Annotated in this window: 21 protein-coding genes; 7 read left to right on the top strand and 14 right to left on the bottom strand. The window is 62.1% G+C overall.

Annotated elements, in window-relative coordinates:
• The first annotated feature begins 43 nt into the window (after nucleotides 1-43).
• Entirely contained in the window at nucleotides 44-517 is a 474-nt protein-coding gene (locus tag ACF8RA_RS19225) for an anti-virulence regulator CigR family protein (protein WP_176684692.1), read from the top strand.
• Between the two features lie 80 nt (nucleotides 518-597).
• On the opposite strand, the gene ACF8RA_RS19220 is transcribed toward ACF8RA_RS19225, so the two are convergent.
• The 3 genes from ACF8RA_RS19220 to ACF8RA_RS19210 form a co-directional block, all read right to left on the bottom strand.
• The gene (locus ACF8RA_RS19220) at nucleotides 598-1362 is read right to left on the bottom strand and encodes a hypothetical protein (protein WP_103444599.1); all 765 of its coding nucleotides are present in this window, start codon (nucleotides 1360-1362) and stop codon (nucleotides 598-600) included.
• A gap of 64 nt (nucleotides 1363-1426) precedes the next feature.
• Nucleotides 1427-2704: a bifunctional O-acetylhomoserine aminocarboxypropyltransferase/cysteine synthase gene (locus ACF8RA_RS19215; RefSeq protein WP_004575388.1), complete on the bottom strand. Its 1278-nt coding sequence runs from the start codon at nucleotides 2702-2704 to the stop codon at nucleotides 1427-1429.
• 89 nt (nucleotides 2705-2793) lie between these two features.
• Complete coding sequence (locus ACF8RA_RS19210; RefSeq protein ID WP_392487583.1) at nucleotides 2794-3765, bottom strand: GlxA family transcriptional regulator; 972 nt, start codon at nucleotides 3763-3765, stop codon at nucleotides 2794-2796.
• 131 nt (nucleotides 3766-3896) lie between these two features.
• Between ACF8RA_RS19210 and ACF8RA_RS19205 the strand changes: the two genes are divergently transcribed.
• Nucleotides 3897-4538, top strand: coding sequence for an HD domain-containing protein (locus tag ACF8RA_RS19205; protein WP_392487582.1), 642 nt, complete (start codon nucleotides 3897-3899; stop codon nucleotides 4536-4538).
• Nucleotides 4539-4583: 45 nt separating this feature from the next.
• Here ACF8RA_RS19205 and ACF8RA_RS19200 read toward each other — a convergent pair whose 3' ends face one another.
• On the bottom strand, nucleotides 4584-5579 hold the full coding sequence (locus ACF8RA_RS19200; RefSeq protein WP_392462244.1) for a 5'-nucleotidase: 996 nt from the start codon (nucleotides 5577-5579) through the stop codon (nucleotides 4584-4586).
• A 142-nt stretch (nucleotides 5580-5721) separates the two neighbouring features.
• Between ACF8RA_RS19200 and ACF8RA_RS19195 the strand changes: the two genes are divergently transcribed.
• Nucleotides 5722-6207 (top strand): hypothetical protein, encoded by a 486-nt coding sequence (locus ACF8RA_RS19195; protein ID WP_392462242.1) that lies wholly within the window; start codon nucleotides 5722-5724, stop codon nucleotides 6205-6207.
• Nucleotides 6208-6282: 75 nt separating this feature from the next.
• Here ACF8RA_RS19195 and ACF8RA_RS19190 read toward each other — a convergent pair whose 3' ends face one another.
• The gene (locus tag ACF8RA_RS19190) at nucleotides 6283-7452 is read right to left on the bottom strand and encodes an MFS transporter (protein WP_392462240.1); all 1170 of its coding nucleotides are present in this window, start codon (nucleotides 7450-7452) and stop codon (nucleotides 6283-6285) included.
• A 14-nt stretch (nucleotides 7453-7466) separates the two neighbouring features.
• Nucleotides 7467-9149 carry an amidohydrolase gene (locus ACF8RA_RS19185; RefSeq protein WP_392462239.1) on the bottom strand — a complete coding sequence of 561 codons (1683 nt, stop codon included), beginning with the start codon at nucleotides 9147-9149 and terminating at the stop codon, nucleotides 7467-7469.
• A 129-nt stretch (nucleotides 9150-9278) separates the two neighbouring features.
• Between ACF8RA_RS19185 and ACF8RA_RS19180 the strand changes: the two genes are divergently transcribed.
• Nucleotides 9279-9899 (top strand): TetR/AcrR family transcriptional regulator, encoded by a 621-nt coding sequence (locus ACF8RA_RS19180; RefSeq protein WP_019438822.1) that lies wholly within the window; start codon nucleotides 9279-9281, stop codon nucleotides 9897-9899.
• A 52-nt stretch (nucleotides 9900-9951) separates the two neighbouring features.
• Here the strand turns inward: ACF8RA_RS19180 and ACF8RA_RS19175 are convergent, their stop codons facing one another.
• A complete protein-coding gene (locus tag ACF8RA_RS19175; protein ID WP_392462237.1) occupies nucleotides 9952-10851 on the bottom strand; it encodes a LysR family transcriptional regulator in 900 nt (299 codons plus the stop codon).
• Nucleotides 10852-10945: 94 nt separating this feature from the next.
• Here ACF8RA_RS19175 and ACF8RA_RS19170 point away from each other — a divergent pair, with 94 nt between their 5' ends.
• Nucleotides 10946-12121 carry an MFS transporter gene (locus ACF8RA_RS19170; RefSeq protein WP_392462235.1) on the top strand — a complete coding sequence of 392 codons (1176 nt, stop codon included), beginning with the start codon at nucleotides 10946-10948 and terminating at the stop codon, nucleotides 12119-12121.
• A 51-nt stretch (nucleotides 12122-12172) separates the two neighbouring features.
• Here the strand turns inward: ACF8RA_RS19170 and ACF8RA_RS19165 are convergent, their stop codons facing one another.
• Nucleotides 12173-12796, bottom strand: coding sequence for a glutathione S-transferase family protein (locus ACF8RA_RS19165; protein WP_176684683.1), 624 nt, complete (start codon nucleotides 12794-12796; stop codon nucleotides 12173-12175).
• A 197-nt stretch (nucleotides 12797-12993) separates the two neighbouring features.
• Between ACF8RA_RS19165 and ACF8RA_RS19160 the strand changes: the two genes are divergently transcribed.
• Together ACF8RA_RS19160 and ACF8RA_RS19155 are read left to right on the top strand one after the other, a co-directional pair.
• Nucleotides 12994-13296, top strand: coding sequence for a DUF3077 domain-containing protein (locus ACF8RA_RS19160; protein ID WP_392519438.1), 303 nt, complete (start codon nucleotides 12994-12996; stop codon nucleotides 13294-13296).
• Between the two features lie 79 nt (nucleotides 13297-13375).
• Complete coding sequence (locus tag ACF8RA_RS19155; protein ID WP_176684681.1) at nucleotides 13376-14098, top strand: hypothetical protein; 723 nt, start codon at nucleotides 13376-13378, stop codon at nucleotides 14096-14098.
• A gap of 75 nt (nucleotides 14099-14173) precedes the next feature.
• Here ACF8RA_RS19155 and ACF8RA_RS19150 read toward each other — a convergent pair whose 3' ends face one another.
• The 6 genes from ACF8RA_RS19150 to ACF8RA_RS19125 form a co-directional block, all read right to left on the bottom strand.
• A complete protein-coding gene (locus tag ACF8RA_RS19150) occupies nucleotides 14174-14725 on the bottom strand; it encodes a WYL domain-containing protein (protein ID WP_176684680.1) in 552 nt (183 codons plus the stop codon).
• A 359-nt stretch (nucleotides 14726-15084) separates the two neighbouring features.
• Nucleotides 15085-15717 carry a BRCT domain-containing protein gene (locus tag ACF8RA_RS19145; RefSeq protein ID WP_176684679.1) on the bottom strand — a complete coding sequence of 211 codons (633 nt, stop codon included), beginning with the start codon at nucleotides 15715-15717 and terminating at the stop codon, nucleotides 15085-15087.
• A 16-nt stretch (nucleotides 15718-15733) separates the two neighbouring features.
• Nucleotides 15734-16129: a hypothetical protein gene (locus ACF8RA_RS19140; RefSeq protein WP_176684678.1), complete on the bottom strand. Its 396-nt coding sequence runs from the start codon at nucleotides 16127-16129 to the stop codon at nucleotides 15734-15736.
• A gap of 135 nt (nucleotides 16130-16264) precedes the next feature.
• Nucleotides 16265-16714: a hypothetical protein gene (locus tag ACF8RA_RS19135; protein WP_392514368.1), complete on the bottom strand. Its 450-nt coding sequence runs from the start codon at nucleotides 16712-16714 to the stop codon at nucleotides 16265-16267.
• 23 nt (nucleotides 16715-16737) lie between these two features.
• Nucleotides 16738-17208 carry an RHS repeat-associated core domain-containing protein gene (locus ACF8RA_RS19130; RefSeq protein ID WP_256122371.1) on the bottom strand — a complete coding sequence of 157 codons (471 nt, stop codon included), beginning with the start codon at nucleotides 17206-17208 and terminating at the stop codon, nucleotides 16738-16740.
• Nucleotides 17209-17298: 90 nt separating this feature from the next.
• Nucleotides 17299-18723 (bottom strand): PLP-dependent aminotransferase family protein, encoded by a 1425-nt coding sequence (locus ACF8RA_RS19125; RefSeq protein WP_176684677.1) that lies wholly within the window; start codon nucleotides 18721-18723, stop codon nucleotides 17299-17301.
• Between the last annotated feature and the right edge of the window lie 41 nt (nucleotides 18724-18764).

The following is an 18764-nucleotide window of genomic DNA, read 5'->3' as shown; positions in this document are numbered from 1 at the left end:
CCGTCTATAGTGTGAGGCAACCTCTCGCGCAAAGGATGCTCACATGGCCAGATCAACAATCATGACAGCCGTTGTCACCTCATTGGCGGTGGCCTTGGCCTCTGGCCCGGCGCTCGCCGACCCGGGTAACGGCAAAGGCCAGGGCCAAGGTCAGGGGCACGGCAAGGGCCAGGCTCAGCATGCCCAGGGCCAGGGCAATCCGGGCGGCCACAAGCAGAGCGCCGGCGGCAATAACTGGCACGGCGGCCCGTCCATCGACCGTGGCGATGTACTGGGCATCCTCGGTGGCCATCGCAACTACTGGAGTCCGGGCCCGGCATTGCCTCCCGGCATTCAGAAGAACCTGGCCCGCGGCAAGCCTCTGCCGCCCGGTATCGCCAAGAAACTGGATGGCCGTCTGTTGGGGCAGTTGCCTCACTATGACGGGTATGAATGGATGCAGGCAGGCGCAGACCTGATACTGGTCGCCGTGGCGACCGGTATCATCTATGAGGTGTTGAACGGGGCGTTCGACTAAGGCCCGGGTGCGAGCAGTCCGCCCGGTCCCTGCAGGCGCTGGCGTGCCTGCGATGGGCTGCGCAGCAGCCCAATGGTCTATCAACGCCGTCGCAACACGGCGGCCAGTCCAATGGTCAGCACCACAGCGCACAGCATGGCCAGCCCGATGGTCACGCCAACGCCCCACGTTTCCAGCAGCCCCGCCAATACCAGATAGAACGCAATCACCCCCACTGCGCCGATCGCATTGCCCCGCACCATCGCCGCCATCCCGGCTCGCCCGCCCTGCACATGGGCGAACACCACCAGTGGCCACGCAATCACCGGAATCGGCGCCAGCATCCCGCTGGTCGCCGGGCCCAGCCAACTGGCCAGGCTGGTGGTGATCATCAGCAGGGAAGTGGCAGATACCATGCGCAACGGGATTTCCCAGTGCCGGTGCCGGGGGCGGGCCAAGGTATCAGGTTTGGGCTCGCGGCCGCTGGCGCGGATCAGCACGCCGATCAGCACCAACGCCACTGCAATCGACAGGTACAGGCTGCCCCAGTGGGTAAAGGCATAGGCCGCCAGGCCATAGAACAGCAACGCCAGCAGTACGGCCACGGCGATGCCGAGTGTGCGCGTGGCCAGCAGGTAGACGGTGTAGGTGGCCTGCACCGCCGCCAGGCCGCCCAGTGCGCCGGGCAGTGCGCCCAGGGCGAAGGCCGTGCCCTGTTCCAGGCACAGGAAGGTCATCACCAGCGCCGAGGTGATCGGCAGGCCGGACAGCAAACCGCCTAGCAGGCCGCCCCAGCGCCGGGAGGCGAGGGAGATGGCCCACATCAGCAGGGGGGTGATGGTGAGTTTCAGGTAAAACAGGGTCATTGCGGGTGCATCCAGGCTTGATGAAGGTGCGCCCGCCTTCGACATTGGGTCGGGCGCGGGTGAATCAGCCGCGGCTGGCCTCCAAGGCCTGGGCCAGGTCGGCGATGATGTCGTCACTGTGTTCGATGCCGATTGACAGGCGCACCATGTCCCGTGGCACGCCGGCCTTCTCCAGTTCCTCGTCGTTGAGCTGACGATGGGTAGTGGAAGCGGGATGGCAGGCCAGTGACTTGGCGTCGCCGATGTTCACCAGGCGTACCACCAGCTGCAACGCGTCGATGAAGCGCGCGCCAGCCGCCTGGCCACCCTTGATACCGAACGACAGGATCGACGCCGGCTTGCCGCCGGTGTAGCGCTGGGCCAGTTCATGTTCGGGGTGGTCGGGCAGCCCGGCGAACTTCACCCAGGCCACCTGCTCGTGGGCTTGCAGGTAATGGGCGACCTTCAGCGCGTTCTCGGTATGGCGCTCCATGCGCAGGGCCAGGGTTTCCAGGCCTTGCAGGATCAGGAAGGCGTTGAACGGCGACAGCGCGGCGCCGGTGTTGCGCAAGGGCACCACACGGCAGCGGCCGATGAAGGCGGCAGGCCCGAAAGCTTCGGTGTAGGTGACGCCGTGGTAGGACGGGTCGGGGGTGTTGAGCAGGGCGAAGCGTTCCTTGTTCTCGGCCCAGGGGAATTTGCCGGAGTCGATGACGATGCCGCCGATGCTGGTGCCGTGGCCGCCGATGTACTTGGTCAGCGAGTGCACGACGATGTCGGCGCCGTGCTCGAACGGCCGGCACAGCACCGGGGTGGCCACGGTGTTGTCGACGATCAGCGGCACCCCGTGGCGGTGGGCGGCCTCGGCCAGCGCGGCGATATCGACGATATTGCCGGCGGGGTTGCCGATGGACTCGCAGAATACCGCTTTGGTACGCGCGTCGATCAGCGCTTCGAGGGCGGCGATATCGTCATGGGCCGCGAAGCGGGTGTGGATACCCATGCGTGGCAGGGTGTGCGCCAGCAGGTTGTAGGTGCCACCGTACAGCTTGGCCACCGAGACGATATTGTCGCCGGCTTCGGCGACGGTCTGGATGGCGTAGGTGATAGCCGCCATGCCCGAGGCTACGGCCAGCGCGCCAACCCCGCCTTCCAGGGCGGCCATGCGCTGCTCGAGCACGTCGTTGGTGGGGTTCATGATGCGTGAGTAGATGTTGCCGGCAACCTTCAGGTCAAACAGGTCGGCGCCGTGCTGGGTGTCATCGAAGGCGAAGGAGGTGGTCTGGTAGATCGGTACGGCCACCGCCTTGGTGGTCGGGTCGGGGCTGAAGCCCGCATGGATGGCAAGCGTTTCCAGCTTCATGCAATCGTTCCTTGAGCGTGGGTGGAAGCGCTCGAGCATGCGGCGGCGAGCGTGCGTGGGTCAAGGGTGTCGCTCTGGCGCGACAGCACTCACCTTGGCCGCCCAAACCGCTTGCGATACTCAGCCGGCGTCACCCCCACATGCTTCACAAACGTTCGCCGCAACGTGTCGGCATTGGCAAACCCACACAGCGCGGCCACTTGCTTTGGCGCCTCCCGCCCAGTTTCCAGTCGCGCCCGTGCGGCACTCACACGTGCCAACTCCACCCAGGCTGCCGGTGTCATGCCTACATCGTGTTGAAATACCCGTGCAAAATGCCTGGGGCTGAGCCCAACCCTTGCAGCCAGGGCGGCAATCCCATGGTCCAGTGCCGGGTTGGCGGCCACGTACCGCTGCAATTCTTGTAGCGCCGAGCGTCCGACAGGTGACGTGCCGCCTTGGCGGCTGAACTGCAGTTGCCCGCCAGGCCGTTTGAAGTACATCACCAGCTGTCCCGCTACCTGTTTGGCAACGTTACCCCCAAGGTCCTCTTCCACAAGGGACAGGGCCAGATCCAGGCCAGCCGTCACCCCGGCGGCAGTACGCAGTTTGCCGTCGTGCACCTGAATGGCATCGGCGTCCACTTGCACCCGGGGATAACGCTCGGCCAGCGTTTGCACCACGGACCAGTGGGTGGTCGCGCGGCGATCATCCAGCAACCCTGCAGCTGCCAGGGCAAATGCCCCGGTGCACACCGAACCGTAGCGGCGGCAAGTATCAGCGCGCAGGCGTAGCCAATCAAGAATGCCCGGGCGCAGGTACTGGTCAGCGGCATGTGGCGTGCCGGCAACCAGCAAGGTGTCGATGGCTCCCAGCGCTTCCCCGATCCAGCCGTCAGCGACCAGTCGGGTGCCGGAAGAGCTGACCAGCGGCCCTGGCTCGCAAGCCAGCAGCAGCAGGCGATAGGCGACACGACCGGCTTGGCGGTTAGCCTCGGCGAAAACATCGAGCGGGCCGCTGGCATCCAGCAGTTGTACGCCGGGCATGGCCAGAATGGCGACGGTCATGGGAGGAGGGGGCATGATGGCTCCAGGCAGTTTACAGCAAGTCCGTTATTCATCGACATTGGCAGTATATGGCGTTACAAGTCAATTGAGGACATTGGCGCGCAGCCGCAAACTGAGCGCGTCATCAACCCACCCAAGGAGCGACCATGTCCTCATCCATCGCCGGTATCCAGGTGCCTGACAGCGCCATGGCCCGGGAAATCACAGAACTTGTGCGCGACACGGCTTCACCACTGCTCTTCCACCATTCCAGCCGGGTTTTCTATTTTGCTGCCCTTGCCGGGCAGCGGTTAGGGCTGCGTTATGACAGCGAACTGCTTTACGCGGGTTGTATGTTCCATGACATGGGGTTGACCCATGAGCACAGTAGCGAATGCTGCCGCTTCGAGGTTGATGGCGCCAACGCAGCGCGTGATTTCCTACAGTGTCGTGGCGTGGACGAGCGCGATGTCGAACGCGTGTGGACAGCGATCGCGCTGCATACCACGCCGGGAATTCCAGAGCACATGCACCCCCTGATAGCCCTGGTAACGGCGGGGGTAGAGACCGATGTGCTGGGGCTGCATCACGAGGGGCTGGGTAATGCCGCACGGGATGCGGTGGTGCAAGCTCACCCGCGTGGGAGGGATTTCAAGGAGGCCATCATCCAGGCGTTTTACGAGGGGATCCGGCATAAGCCGCAGACCACCTTTGGTAATGTGAAGGCGGATGTCATCGCGGACAAAGAGCCGGCCTTTCGGCCGGGGAATTTCTGCAGCATCATTCGTCAGTCTTGTTGGGCAAGCTGAACAGCGAGCCCGCAGACTGCAGCACCCGCTCGCCGGCGAGGCGCTTTATGGCGTGCATGGTAATGCGCAGGTTGGCAGTTGTTCCCGCTCCAGGTCTGGTGCCTGAGGCGAGCGCACTCTGTTCGCCACCCCAAACGGTACATGCACCATCGGCAGGTTCCCCGCTGGCGATTGCAAGTGCGTGCGCTGGTCGTCGAAAAACACATGCGGTTTCAAGATCGACAACACCCTGGGCTTATCCATACCGCCTAGAAAAAAGCACTCATCCGGCGAAACGCCCCAGTCCTTCAAGGTCGTCACTACCCGCTCATGCGAGGGCGCGTTGCGCGCCGTGACGATGGCAATACGCAGGATCCGCTGGTACGTCGGGTCTTCGGCCAGCTTGTGGTCCTCCAGCATGCGTATCCGCGAGAGCTTGCGGTAAAGGTCTGCCAAGGGCCCCGGCGAATGCGGGGTGCCCTTGTGCATGCGCTCGTGTTCCTGAAAGTCGTCCAGGTTGTCGTTGCGCTTGTACACACTCTCTGCCTCGTCGTCGGCAATCACGCCATCGAAGTCGAAGGCCACCCGCAGCTCGGTGTCGATTTCATCATCGTAGATGCGCGTAGGCAGCACACGCCCGGCAGGGTAGTTGGCGTCGATGGCCTTTTGTACATCTTCCTCGTTGGCACTGAGGAACAGCGAAGCATTGAACGCCGGGATGTACTCGTAGGGCGAGCGGCCTGACATGAATGCCGCACGGGTGATGTCCAGCTGATAGTGGCTGATGGAGCGGAACACCCGCAGGCCGGTTTCCGGCGAGTTGCGGGAGAGCAGCACCACTTCCACCGGCAACTGGTCGGGGAACGCCTTGTTGATGCTCAGGAAGCGGCGAATGAACGGCAGCGCCACCCCCCTGGGAAACGGCTCGTCCAGGTTCTGTTCCTGGTGTTGGCGGTACGCCTCGACACCTTGTGTCTGGTAGATGTCATCGGAGACGGAGAGGTCGAACAGCGCACTCGAGGCAACGCCGATGACCAGTTTTTCTTCAATGGGGTAGGGCATGAAGCGGCTCCTGCGAGTGGCTTGAAGGCAAGTGTACGCGCACGCTCTGACGAAAGCCGTCAATTGCACGACTCATCAGTGGATTAGATGATGTCATTTTGATAGCTTCCCGCCCCTTACCGCAGTATCCGGATAGTGATTGATGAACCAGCTACATGAACACGGCACCCTGGCTCCGCTTGCCGAGGCGAATGGGAACAGGATGCACGAGCCCCACCTTGAGGCGGACGCTTCGACCCTGCGGGCCACCGAACACGAAGCACTGCAGGCCAGTATCGAGGCGCTGAACAAAAAGCTGGTGGCAAGCACCCTGGCCCGTGTGCAGAAGGAAGGGGCGATCCACAAGAGCCTTGAGCAGTACCAGCAGCAACTGGCCGCCAGCAACCAGGTTCGGGAGGGGCTGTCCATCACGGTGACCACGGCGCTGAAGAAGCTCGTACTGGCAACCAGCGCCCAGGCAGACCGCATGGACAGTGTGGAGGCACGGTTGACCGGCCTGGCCAAGCACCAATGTGGATGCGCGTCGCAGTCAGCGCCCGGTTGGCCAGCGTATCTGGAACGTCATGCCGTGTCGTTGGTCGCCTTGGCCGTGGCGGTCTTTACGCTGGGGCTGCACCTGCTGCGATAGTGCGACCTGAAGGTGACGCCGAGCCGGCATGAATAGCTAAAGGTCAAGATGTAGTCGTTGCGCGTATCTACCGGCTCATGCGCTCCTTCGACCATGCTCGCGAACTGCCCGCCGATGAACCACGCCGGCCACGCACTTCAGCACATACCCCAACACCACCGCCGCCCCTGCACTGGCAAAGATCATTTCCCGCCCGGCACTCTGTTGCTGCAAGGCCACTAACGCCGGCGCTGCCGCCGCGGCCCCCAGTTGCAGCGCACTGACCCAGGGCGTCAACGTGCCGCGTGGATCATTGGTGGCAATTGCCCCCATGTAGTAGGTTAGCGCCAGCACCCAGCCGAAGTTCATCAGAAACAGAGCCATGCACAGCTGATCGGCATCATGCGTATAGCGCGCCAGCAGGGTGATTGACACCAGTACTACCAGCGAGCCCAGGCCGATCATCGGGCCACGGCTCACCCGTGCGCCCAGCAGGCTGGGCAGGGCGCCGCCAGGCAAGCCACCCAGTATTCCCAGCCCGAACGCCCAGCCCACATCCACTGCGTCGATGCCACGTTCGCGCGCCAACTGTTCGACAAACCCCCACAACGAATAGATGGCCAGCTGCAGGAACAGCATCCCCAGCAGGGCGTAGTGCCCGATAATCGCCGAGCCGCCGCTTGGTTGTGCCAGGCGCACTGGCGTTGCATGCTGCAGCCGTACCGGAATGAACAACGCAGCCACAGCGATCAGCACGAACCAGAAACCCAGTGATGCAATCGCCGTGCGGTGACCGAACTGCTCTGCCAGTTGTGGCAGGCACGTCGCGTACAGGGCAAAGACAGCGGTTTGAATCAGCAGCGACAGGCCGTACGAGCGATCCTGGCCCGGCAGCCGGCCGAGCCCGCTGATCGACCCGGCATACAGCAGACCCGCAGCGATACCACAGGCAAAACGGCACAGAATCAACGTCGTCAAAGTGTCCAGCGCAGCGCTGAGGACGTTCAACATCAGCGCTGCAAAGGCTGCCGCCAGGTACAGCCCACGGCCACCCGGGTGACGCCTGGGTATCGACAGCAGCAGGCAACCGAGCAGTGTTCCGCTCATTTCACTGGAAAGTACCCAGCCCTGTTGGCTCAGGTCCAGATGCAACCGCTCGGCCAGCAGGCCGATGAAGATGGGTTGTACGCCAATGATGATCAGCGCCGTGGCGGCGATGTAGATCAGCGCAGCACGCAGAAGCAGGGTGTTGTTATTGTTGTGCATGGTCGGGTCCGGGGTCAGGCGCGGGGCAGGGTACCTGCATCGTGGGTGATACGGCCGTTCATCACGGTCAGCGCTACTTCGGTATTGCCGATCTGGTAGCGGTCCAGTTCGAACAGGTCCTGCTCCAGCACGATGATGTCGGCACGCTTGCCAACGGTGATCGAGCCGATTTCACGTTCCAGGCCCAGTTGGTAGGCACCGTTGAGCGTATAGGCGGCAATCAGTTGCGGGATACTCAGGCGCTCGTCGGCATCGGGCATCACAGGGGCGTCGGGTTCGCCACTGAGCTGGCGGGTGTGGCCCGATTCGATGTGTTCCACCGGCTTGTGCTGGCATCGGCATTGGCAGACCAGGCCGTCCATGCCGATGGACACGGTCACACCCTGGTCGATGAAGCTGCGGAATTTGTACATCGACGCCCAGCGTGGGTAGCCATAGGCCTGCTGGATGGCCTCGGCGTAGGCGTCGACCACGCCCCACTGCAACTGGGTGTTGGCCATGACGCCGATGCGGCGAAAGCGCGGGATGTCGTCGGGGTGGGTGAGGAAGGCGTGAGTGATGACGTGGCGACGGTCGCGGGGCGGGTTGCTGGAGAACGTGCGCTCGAACACGTCCAGCGCCATGCGCACGGCGGCATCGCCCACTGCATGCACCATCACGTCGATACCGAGGGCGTCGGCCTTGCGCACATGGCCCTCGAACACTTCCTCGGGCATCGTCGTCGAACCGCAGCTATGTGGCTTGTCGCAATAGGGCTCGAGCAGGAATGCGGTGTGGTTCAGCTCGGTCCCGTCCAGCATCAGCTTGAGGGTCTGCGCCTTGACCAGCGGCGAGTCGTAGCGTTCGCGCAGGGCTTGCAGCCGAGTGACCGGGTCGTCCTCGGTGCCCATGTTGATGTAGCTGCCGACCACCCGCAGTTTCAGGCGCTCTTCACGCTCCAGTTGCTGAAGGGTTTCATACAGCAGCGACTGGTCGCCGGCGGGGTCGAGGAAACCGGCATCGAATACTGTGGTAATCCCGGCCGCCACCAGTTTCTCCTGCCAGAAGGGGATCGAGCGCAGGTACAGGTCGATGCCTGTCGGCAGGTAGCCGGCTTCGCTCAGGCGTTGCATCAGTAGCGAATAGGCGGCGCAGTCAATGATCACGCCTGTGGGCTCGCCGGTGATCGGGTCCTTTTCGAACCAGCTGGCGCCTTCTTCTACCGCCGGGGTGTTGCGGTCGATGCCGGCAGCGTTCAGGGCGAAGCTGTTGACCCACATGGTGTGATAGTCGGTGGACAGCAGGCACACGGGCTTGTCCGGACAGATGGCATCCAGTACTTCGCGGCGCAACATGTGCCCAGGCATCAACGGCTGGATCCAGCCCATGCCGGTAATGGCTTTTTCAGAGGGGTTGGCCTCGACGTAGGCCTTGAGCAGGGCCAGCACCTGTTGTGGGTCTGTGTGGTTGACCAGCGCCTGAAAGGCAAAGGCGGTAGAGGAAAAGTGCCAGTGAGACTCGACGAAGCCCGGCAGCACCAGTTTGCCGCCGGCATCCAGCAGCCGCGTGGCAGGGCCGGCGTACGCCATGACGCTGCCGTGGTCGCCCACGCAAACGATGCGTTCGCCGCAGATGGCCACCGCCTCGGCCCAGGGCCTGTGCGGGTCGACCGTGTAGATGCGGGCATTGTGGATAACGAGGTCTGCGGCGGTGGACATGGCAACTCCCGGGGTCAGAATAGAGCATTAGTTTTGAGTTGATTAAAACCTTTAGTCAATAAAATATTTATACGGCATAGCTTTGCGTTATGCTGGGCGCCGACGTGTACGGATCGAAAAGGTGTAAACGTGAGCGGATTGCGCGAGCAGCAGAAGGCGATGCGTCGTGAAACCATCAGCCGAACGGCGCTAGGCCTGTTTGAAACGCAGGGTTACCAGACCACCACCATGGAGCAGATCGCGCGCCTGGCCGCAGTGTCGGTGCCCACGGTGTTTGCCTACTTCGGCAGCAAGCAGGAGATTTTGCTGGAGAAGCTCCGCGAGGCCGACCACCGGGCGGTGACCGAAGCCCGGCGGCGCCTGCCGGAATTCGACGATGCGCTGGAGGCCCTGTGCTGTTACGAAGCGCACTTGACCGATTACGCATTCGAGGTGCTGCCTGCACCGCTCTGGCGCGAGATATTGCCGCCGTTGCTACCGTTGCTGGGGGCTGAGCAGCAGGGCGTGCCGGATGCCTACAGGCGGGTCAATGACGCGCTGGTCAACGAGTTGAAGTGCCTGCTACAGGACTTGTGCGACAGCGGCAGGCTGGCGGCTGGGCTGGACGTGGGCTATGCGGCGTTCCTGATCAACGACTACGGGCACCTTCAGTTGCTGCGCCTTTGCAGCCGCGAGCCGCTGGACATGGCGGCACACCGGGCGGATGTGCGGCGGTTCATGGGCTTTATCCTGGCCGGCATGCAAGCGTGATGAGACTGATCAGGGCGCGCGTGGGCGGCCCTGTCGCGACACGAGGCCGGCCCTACAGGCCGCCAGATAGCTGCTCCACCAGAAAATCCACAAACACCCGCACCCGCGCCGGCATCGCCGGGCCGCCGACGAACACCGCATGAATCGGTTCCCGATCACCAGGGTTGTAAGCCTCCAGCAACGGCACCAGTTGCCCGTTGGCCAGGTCATCGGCCACGGTAAAGGTGCCGATACGCGTCACACCGGCGCCCAGCCTGGCCAACTGCGCCAGCGCCTCGCCACTGCTGCATTCGATATTCCCTTTAACCTTCAGTGAGAACGTATGCCCGTCGCGGTGAAACGGCCAGTCGGGCATCGCGCGGCGGAAGTTGAAGCGCAGGCAGTTGTGCCGGGCCAGGTCTTCAGGTGCAAGCGGGGTACCGTAGCGTTGCAGGTATTCAGGCGAGGCCACCACTACCTGGCCGGTCTCGCCAATGGCGCGAGCGCTCAACGAGCTGTCCGGCAGGTGACCGAAGCGCAGCGCCACGTCGGCCTGGCCGCTGAGAATGTCGGCCACCTCGTCACTGAGGGTCAGGTCAACCAGCACTTGCGGGTAGCGTGCGCTGAAGGCCGCCAGCAGCGGCACTACGGTCAACCGGGCATGGCCCAGCGCAGCGCTGACCCGCAAGCGCCCGCGTGGTACGCCTTGGTCAGTGATGGCTTCTTCCACTTCGAGCATGTCCGCCAGCACCCGCCGTGCGCCGCGCAGGTAGGCCTCTCCCTCGGGGGTGAGGGTGAGCGCCCGGGTCGTGCGCAGCAGCAGGCGGGTACCCAGGCGCTGTTCGGTGCGGGCGAGAATGCGGCTGACCGCCGAGGGAGTCAGGCCCAGCGCCCGGGCGGCAGCAGACAGGCTGCCCTCTTGCGCCACCTTGGCAAAAACCTCCATCTCTCCGGATCTGCCACTGAAGTCCATTTGTGCCTCTCAAGCAAAGGTGGTTCGCAAAAATGCAGTCTAGTGCGCGTTTGAAACGGATCGTAGCATTTGCGGCATAGATAAGGAGCTTGCCATGCGTATCAATCCACCGCTTGTCGCACTCGCCATCGGTGCCTTCGGCATCGGCGTTACAGAGTTCGCCCCCATGGGGATGTTGCCCAGTATCGCTACCGACCTTGGCGTTTCCATTCCTGCTGCCGGGCTGCTGGTCAGCGCCTATGCCATCGGCGTGCTGATCGGCGCGCCGCTGATGACCCTGGCCACGGTGAAGATCCCGCGCCGTTACCTGTTGATCGGGCTGATGGCCATTTTCACCTTGGGCAACCTGATGTCGGCCCTGGCCAGCGACTACGCCAGCCTGCTGGTGGCCCGCGTGGTCACTTCACTCAACCACGGCGCCTTCTTCGGCATCGGCTCGATCGTCGCGGCCAGTGTGGTGCCGCCGGCGAAGCGCGCCGGGGCCGTGGCTGCAATGTTCATGGGTTTGACCCTGGCCACCATCGGCGGAGTGCCGTTGGCGACCTGGTTGGGTGAAATGCTGGGTTGGCGCACGGCGTTCTGGGGTATTGCCGGGCTTGGCCTGGTGGCGATGACCACCCTCTGGTACGCACTGCCCAATGTTGCGTCGCCCAAGGGCGAGGGTGCCATGGCCGAGATCCGTGTGCTGGGCCGCAGGCCGGTTCTGGCGGCATTGTTGCTGACCGTGGTGGGTTCCAGCGCCATGTTCACGGTGTTCACCTACATTGCGCCGATCCTGCAGCATGAAGCGGCGGCGTCCACCCCTTTCGTGACGGCCATGCTGGTGCTGTTCGGTGTCGGCCTGACCTTGGGCAACGTGTGGGGCGGCAAGGCGGCGGACCGCTCGATCGATCGCACCCTGATCCTGTCACTGGCTGGGCTGATTGCCGTGCTGCTGGTGTTTCCGCTGGTACTGGACTGGCCGCTGCCGACCGCCCTGGCGATCCTGGTCTGGGGGGCGGCCAGCTTTGCCCTGGTGCCGCCGCTGCAAATGCGGGTAATGGAAGCGGCCAAGGATGCGCCCAACCTGGCCTCGGCAGTCAACATCGGCGCGTTCAATCTGGGCAATGCGATCGGTGCGGCGCTGGGCGGCGCGGTGATCAACGCGGGGCTGGGCTACCCGGCGATTTCCCTGGCGGGGGCTGCGATGGCGGCGCTGGGGCTGGGGCTGGTGCTGCTGTTTGCCTGGCGGGGGCGAGGGGGGGTAGCTGCGCGGCAGGTTGCGCTGTAACAGGCCGGGACCTTGGGGCGCTTTGCGCCCCTCGATACCCCCTTGCGGGTATTACGGGGTACCGTTTCGGCCATGCAAGTGATAGGCAGGGCGCTCGCTCAGGCGCTCGTAATAATCGCGCACAGCGGGCAGGTGCGGGTGCTCGAACGGCGTTTCGAACCAGCGGTTGACCGACAGGCCGATAGGGATGTCGGCCAGGGTGAACTGGCTGCCGGCCACATAGGCACCGGTGCTGGCCAGTTGGCGGTCGAGGATGTGCATGTAACGCGACCACTCGGCACAACCGGCAGCAAGGGCCTGCGGGTCCTGGTGAGCGGGCGAATGCCTGACCAGCGACATGAACGCATAGCTCCATGAGCGGTTCAGGTCCGAGGCCTGCCAGTCGATCCACTGGTCGATCCTGGCCCGCGCCTGGGCTTCGCCGGGATAGAACGCGGTGGCGCCGTAGCGGTTGGCCAGGTAGCGGATGATGCTGTTGGATTCCCACAAGGTGAAGTCACCGTCCTGGATCACCGGGATCATGGCGTTGGGGTTCAACGCGAGAAACTCGGCGCTGTCAGTGGCCTTGAAGCCGGAGCCCCAGTCTTCGCGCTCGAACGCGATCTCGAATTCGGCGCAGGCCCACATGACTTTTCGCACATTGATGGAAGAGGCTCTTCCCAGTATCCGCAGCATGGTGTTCGTCCTTGTGTGTGGGAAGTTGATCGTCCGCCACTGCCGGGGGCGGGTCAAGGGGCTGAGCGGTGGCTCGGCGCTCCCTGTGCAGGATTCTTGTAGTCCATTTCCTAAAGTGACCGTTTCCACGCCTTTGTCATTGTAATGAGGTAGGCAGCGGCCTAGCCTCTGCACGCGCCTAACCTTGAGGAATGGACATGGACAGCGAAACGCTGAAAAACAGCAGCAAGCCCTCTGTCGTGCGTGCAGCGAGCCGCTTTGGCAATAGCGATGCCGAACTGGTGCAAATGAAACCGCAACTGCCAATACGCACCGCACTGATGGAGGCATCGGGCATCATGGGCTGTATCACCGAAATCACCCGCAAGGCCATCGACAGGCCAGACGACCGCCAGGTGATGATGAAGGCCACGTACTACCTGGCAGGGATGGCCAAGTCACTGATCGACGGCCAGTTGCTGCAGATGCGTCAGGCGCGCGAAGGCGAGGGCGAAGCCTAGCCAGGCTTGCTTGGGGGGCGCGAACTTGGCACCCTTGGGCGGTTTTTATCGTCTGTAACACGACAGAAGGAAGCATGCATTGAGCTGGGACAAGGTGGGGAAGCTTCTCGTCGCCGTGCTGATCGGCCTGATGGTCCTGTTGGCCGCCTACGCGTTGCTCAGGGGCAATCCACGCCTTGAGGCTTCACTGACCTATGCGTACCTCACTTACCCCAGCCAGTTCAGTGAGCGAATCAGCAAGGCCAGCGAGCAGCTGAAGTACGAGCAGTTGCAAGGGCGTATCAACACCATCAGCCAAGGCGGGCTGAGCCAGGACCAGGTCGAGCGGCTGGTCGAAATGGCCCAGGCACCCTATGCCCAGCTGTTCGCCAAACCGTTCGAGGCCGGGCTGGTCGACCACCGTACCGGCCTGCTGATCGAACTGCACAACAGTGGTGATGCACAGGTCCGGCAGGTGAAAATCCGCCTGCCAGCCAAGGGCCTGGTGCAGGTGCGCGATGCTGCCGGCAACGACACGCTGCTGGAAACCGCCATCGCCCAGGTTGATATCCCGGCCATCGAGCCAGGTGGCACCTGCAAGGTGTGGGTGTATTTCGATGCCGACTACTCGCAGATCCGCCATGGCGGGGTCAGTATCAGCCACGCCGACGGTGAAGCCCATGTGCAGGTGTACCGCGAGGTCATCGGTTTTCCGGCCATGGTAGCCCGTTACAGCCGTGAGCTGATGATACTGCTTGGCATTCTGGCAGCCAGCGTACTGGGCTTGGCCTATGCCTGCCTGGCACGTCGTGACCCGCGGTAAAACGACCTGAGCCATTCCGGCGTCGCGTTTTGGCGATGCCGTGGCGTTTCCCGGAACCTACTGACGCCGTTTGCGCTATTCCTTACAGCTCTCTCCATCATGCAGCGCCAGGCTCTGGCGCAATTGTTCTATCATGGCCCCGCGCAGCGCCTGCGGGGCCTGGATGCGGATCGACCCCGCCTGGGACAGCAGCCAGCCCATCAGCGCGCGGTTGTCGTTGACGGTGGCCACCAGCGCGGCGCCGCCGCTAGCCTGCGGCGTCAGTTGCATATCGTCGGACAGGGGTGACTGTTCCAGGCGGCGAGCCAGTGCGTCATCGACCCAGGCACACAATACAACGTGTGTCGGGGGCGCAAGTGCGTCGGGTTGCAGCTGCTGCGCTTCGCCCAGGCTCAAGCCCGGTTGCCAGTACCAGCCATAAGGCATGCCTTTACTGTTGCACTGTAGCGGGAACAGTGCGGCGAGCTCGACCAGGTCGCGCTCGACGGTGCGTTTGCTGGTGGTATGGCCCACGGTTGTCAGGGCAGCCTGCAACTGGGTGGAGCTCATTCCCGGGTGGCGGCCGGGCAGTAACTTGAGCAGTTGCCACTGGCGGGCGATAGTATGGCGGGTCGGGTGGCTGGGCAAAGGGCTCGTCCTTGAGAGCAGGCACGAAGCCTGCTTGGATAGTGGCGTTTAGCTATTGCCAGCATACCTTTTCCCGGAATGGGATCCAAGTTCTCGGGCGTGCTCTTGGCTCGAGGCGTGTCACTCTCTTGCCACAACTACCAATCCCACAAGGGCCCGCTCCCACATGGCACGCGGACCGCTTGCGCGCTGAGTTTTCTGCGCGACTGCGCAGTCAAAGGGGCTGGGCGATGTCCCACAAAGGCCTCGTCTATCGCGTCGAAGACGAGCGTATCGTTGTAGTGATGGTATCGGTTGGCAAGTGCGAGCTTAGCGAGGTCTATCGATCTGCTCAGAAGCGGTGAACGCCATCATGGTCATCAACCAAACGCCGCGCGCTGCCAATGCGCCTCGCTTACGATCGCAATGTTCGCACCTGCTTCCCTGATTTCCACTGCTTTCTTGATCTTCGTGCCATAACTGCTGTGCAGCCACTGCTCGTTGCCAATACTGCCAATGACCAGATAGTGGATCTTCTTGCTCACCCCTGCGGCGATTGAACCCCCACGTTCGACTACCAGTGCTTCGCATGCTTTGCGAGGCCCGTAAGCCATTGTGCCGGTAAACAGGAACATGCGGCCTGCCCACTCCAGTTTGGGTTCGGGGCTATTGAGTGGCAGTGACGTGGGTGAAGAGAATGGGTTGTCGCTGCAGCGCGGCTTGCCGGTGAGCTGCTGCAATAGCTCAAGCAGCTCAGCCGACTCAGCAGCATCCAGCATATTGTCCTTGAGCATGTCGCTCAGGCGCCGGTACAACAAATTGATGACCGGATCCTCAAGATGAACGAGTTGCTGCTCCATCCATCCTTTGAGGAACTCGGCTTCTTGTTGATTGACCTGATTGTCGGCAGTCAGGCCCGCAGCGATTCCAATCAACCCATCAACCGAGCGCTGCGTGATCCGCGCTTCGTGAAAAAAGCGGCTGTTCTGAAATTCCTGGTGAAGATCGACCATTCCCTGTCCCTCGTTTCTATTCCGTCAGGATTAAAGCGTTGGCGTATTTTTCTTGGTCCGCTGTGAAGGTGGTCAGCATGCCGGTGTGATTGCAGGTCAAGGTGAGCTCTGTTCGTGTATCGATGAACAGATCTTCGCCGCGAAGGCCCTGCCATTGCGCCAGATACTTGAGCGAACCGTACTTCATCGGTTTTTTCAAGGCGCGATCATGTCCACCTTTCCAACCTAGCACCGGGAGTGCGCCGTCGACACAGTGGCGAGCAAGTTCTGGCTGAGTCAGGGCCCGCTCCCGGCCAATCTCCCAGCACCGGATCAAGCCCTCGTCGGGCCCTTTCCATGCTTCTTCCCAGGTGATCAAGGGTCGGATGGGCTGATGAATAGGGCGTCGAATGACCCCGGTAGTTCGATCCATGACTGAGATTGTCCGTAATGTTCAGTTGGATCGGATGCTACTAATTGGCCATCATTGTGTCCAGTTCTTCGCCTCTTTGATGTCCTCATGGGGGGCCATACCTACCCTGACAGAAAGGGCCGCCTTGCAGGTGTATTACGTGCGACTCCGAATGCCTGAGGCCTGTTCAACCATAGGTTGAAACCTGACAGGGGTGTAATTGAAGTCTTTGGTTTTATAGATGTTTTGTCGCAAGATTTTGATTCTTGTGTATTGTTTGTCTTGTTGTGGCTTGGGTATCGTGCTGACGGTTCCGCTATACGCTTTTACGATTGTTCGGGTTATATCTGAAAAACGTTGGCCGAACGACAGTTGCCCGTCTGGTCCAGGTTCTCCAGAGTGACAAGCGATTATGTGTATTTTTTCGTAGCGCTCAAAGCTGATTTTTTGGGTGGACAGGTGTTCGTAGAGTGCATCTGCATCCATTCCGGCGACCTTGGATTTTTTTCCGTGCGCATAGATATTGAGCGCTTTCTTTTGCCAGAATCGTTTTCTGGACGTAAATACCGCCAAGTTGTTCTCCCTCAGCAGAACCTTGCCGCGCATATGCCCCGTCGGATCAGAGGCATTTACAGGGTCCCCGCCAGGTAGGCGTAGCAGTTGATACCACCAGCTCCGAATGGGCTCACAGAATCAGGGCCTGCGAATCTCATCAGCATTGGGTTGTAGCCGCGATAGCCGTTACCTAATAAGTAATATGAGGTAACAGGGTCGCAGTACTCTCCCTTGAATCCCGCAAGCATGCCCCCAGCGGCATGAGAATATCCCCATGGATTGAAAACTACCGGTGCCGTGCTGTTGATGGTCAATAGCATCAAGGTCGAGCCTTTCACGTCACACGCTAGCAATTCTGTACGTTCGTTGCCCGATTGTTTATGTGCAGAGAATAGAGCATGAACGTTAGCTCGCAGAATCGAAGATGCACCGCTGTCTTGCAGGGTGGTGGTGATCTCATCATTGCTATATAGATATAACATTTCAGGGGTCCATTCCTTTGTTGTCCGGTAGTAATGGAGTCCTTTATCTGATTCAAGCGTCATGCGCTACTGGTAAAAAAGCCAGGTTGGGCCTGCCCCGTGACAGCGGCGCCCCCACAGGAAGGTGTGGCCCGAAACAGATGCGGAGCGGCCTTACATCCCACTCCGGCGCACATGCTTCACCAGCACCTTCTCCAACAACTCCCACATCGCCGGGTCCGTACTGAACGCCACGTTGAACCGCATCCACCCGGTCGCCTTGGCGTCGACCATGAACAACTGCCCAGGCCCAAGCATGATGCCTTTCTCCAGCGCATCGTCCAGCAACGCTGCACTGTCGGGAATCGCCGGATGGCGGGTCCAGATGTACATGCCTTCATCCGATTCGGTGAACAGTTCAAAGCCCAGTCGATGCAGGTGCCGGCCAACTTCCTGATGCGCCTCGGCCAGGCGCTGGCGCAGGCGCTTGAGGTGCTTGCGCCAGCGCCCGTCGATGATCGCCGCATACACCACGCGCTCCATCACCTGCGAGGTGGTCAGGCCTGAGCGCATTTTCAGGTGCAGCAGTTTTTGCATCAGCTCGGGATTGGCCAGCATGTAGCCGACCCGCACGTTGGGCGAAATGCTCTTGGAGTAGCTGCCCACGTACACCACCTGCTGCAGATGGTCGAGGCTGGCCAGGCATGGCTGTGGCTCGGCGACCATGTCGGCGTACAGGTTGTTCTCCACCAGGCGGAAGCCATGCTGGCTGGCAAGCTGCAGCAGGCGGTGCAACTGCGGTAGCGGGGTGCGCGAGCATGTCGGGCTGTGCAGGTGCGGCTGGGTGAAGAACGCCGTCGGGCGGTGGTGGGTGAGCAATTGCTCCAGCTGGTTCAGGTCGTAGCCGGCCGGTGTACGGGGTACGCCTACCAGGGTTGCGCCTTGGGTCCGCAGGATGCTCATGAGGTTCGGGTAGCCGGGGTCGTCCACCAGCACCACATCGCCTGGGCGTACCAGTGTGCGTGCGGCCAGGTCCAGGGCCTGGCTGGCGCCGTGGGTGAGCATCAGCTGTGCCGGGTTGGCGACGATCGACAGCTCTTGCTGCAGGTTCTGGGCGGTCAGCGCACGCAACTCCATCAGGCCCATGGGGTCGCCGTACCCCGACAACTCCAGCGGGCTGCCTGCCACTTGGCGCAGGCCGCGGCGCAGGCCGTCTTCGTACATCCAGTCGTTGGGCAGCCAACCGCACCCCGGCTTGTACGGCAACTGGCGGATTTCGAAGATCTGCTGCAGGTACCACTCGGAGTTGAACATTGGTCGACTGGTGTCGGCCTCGGCGTTGTGCTGCTCCAACAGGTCGCCCGCCGCACGGTTGACGAAGAACCCCGCATTGCCACGGCTCACCAGCAGCCCTTGGGCAACAAGGCGGTCGTAGGCTTCGACCACGGTGAAGGTACTCACCGAATAGCTTGCGGCAAATGCGCGGATCGACGGGACCTTGGCGCCTGGCTTGAGGGTTTGGTTGTCGATCAGCTCGCGCAGCCCATCGATGATCTGGTTGACCAGCGGGGTTGAGGAGTCTGGATGTAATTCGAACATTCGGGGCCTTCAGGGTGCGTATCGCCTGGCGTTTGCAGGGT

Source organism: Pseudomonas sp. FYR_5, from assembly GCF_043106315.1.
GTDB classification, from domain to species: domain Bacteria; phylum Pseudomonadota; class Gammaproteobacteria; order Pseudomonadales; family Pseudomonadaceae; genus Aquipseudomonas; species Aquipseudomonas putida_Y.
This window is presented reverse-complemented; position numbering and strand designations above follow the sequence as displayed.

Coding starts and splice junctions, on each gene's coding strand:
- ACF8RA_RS19225 (WP_176684692.1), top strand. CDS start 44: ATGGCCAGATCAACAATCATGACAGCCGTTGTCACCTCATTGGCGGTG.
- ACF8RA_RS19220 (WP_103444599.1), bottom strand. CDS start 1,362: ATGACCCTGTTTTACCTGAAACTCACCATCACCCCCCTGCTGATGTGG.
- ACF8RA_RS19215 (WP_004575388.1), bottom strand. CDS start 2,704: ATGAAGCTGGAAACGCTTGCCATCCATGCGGGCTTCAGCCCCGACCCG.
- ACF8RA_RS19210 (WP_392487583.1), bottom strand. CDS start 3,765: ATGCCCCCTCCTCCCATGACCGTCGCCATTCTGGCCATGCCCGGCGTA.
- ACF8RA_RS19205 (WP_392487582.1), top strand. CDS start 3,897: ATGTCCTCATCCATCGCCGGTATCCAGGTGCCTGACAGCGCCATGGCC.
- ACF8RA_RS19200 (WP_392462244.1), bottom strand. CDS start 5,579: ATGCCCTACCCCATTGAAGAAAAACTGGTCATCGGCGTTGCCTCGAGT.
- ACF8RA_RS19195 (WP_392462242.1), top strand. CDS start 5,722: ATGAACCAGCTACATGAACACGGCACCCTGGCTCCGCTTGCCGAGGCG.
- ACF8RA_RS19190 (WP_392462240.1), bottom strand. CDS start 7,452: ATGCACAACAATAACAACACCCTGCTTCTGCGTGCTGCGCTGATCTAC.
- ACF8RA_RS19185 (WP_392462239.1), bottom strand. CDS start 9,149: ATGTCCACCGCCGCAGACCTCGTTATCCACAATGCCCGCATCTACACG.
- ACF8RA_RS19175 (WP_392462237.1), bottom strand. CDS start 10,851: ATGGACTTCAGTGGCAGATCCGGAGAGATGGAGGTTTTTGCCAAGGTG.
- ACF8RA_RS19170 (WP_392462235.1), top strand. CDS start 10,946: ATGCGTATCAATCCACCGCTTGTCGCACTCGCCATCGGTGCCTTCGGC.
- ACF8RA_RS19165 (WP_176684683.1), bottom strand. CDS start 12,796: ATGCTGCGGATACTGGGAAGAGCCTCTTCCATCAATGTGCGAAAAGTC.
- ACF8RA_RS19160 (WP_392519438.1), top strand. CDS start 12,994: ATGGACAGCGAAACGCTGAAAAACAGCAGCAAGCCCTCTGTCGTGCGT.
- ACF8RA_RS19145 (WP_176684679.1), bottom strand. CDS start 15,717: ATGGTCGATCTTCACCAGGAATTTCAGAACAGCCGCTTTTTTCACGAA.
- ACF8RA_RS19140 (WP_176684678.1), bottom strand. CDS start 16,129: ATGGATCGAACTACCGGGGTCATTCGACGCCCTATTCATCAGCCCATC.
- ACF8RA_RS19135 (WP_392514368.1), bottom strand. CDS start 16,714: ATGCGCGGCAAGGTTCTGCTGAGGGAGAACAACTTGGCGGTATTTACG.
- ACF8RA_RS19130 (WP_256122371.1), bottom strand. CDS start 17,208: ATGACGCTTGAATCAGATAAAGGACTCCATTACTACCGGACAACAAAG.
- ACF8RA_RS19125 (WP_176684677.1), bottom strand. CDS start 18,723: ATGTTCGAATTACATCCAGACTCCTCAACCCCGCTGGTCAACCAGATC.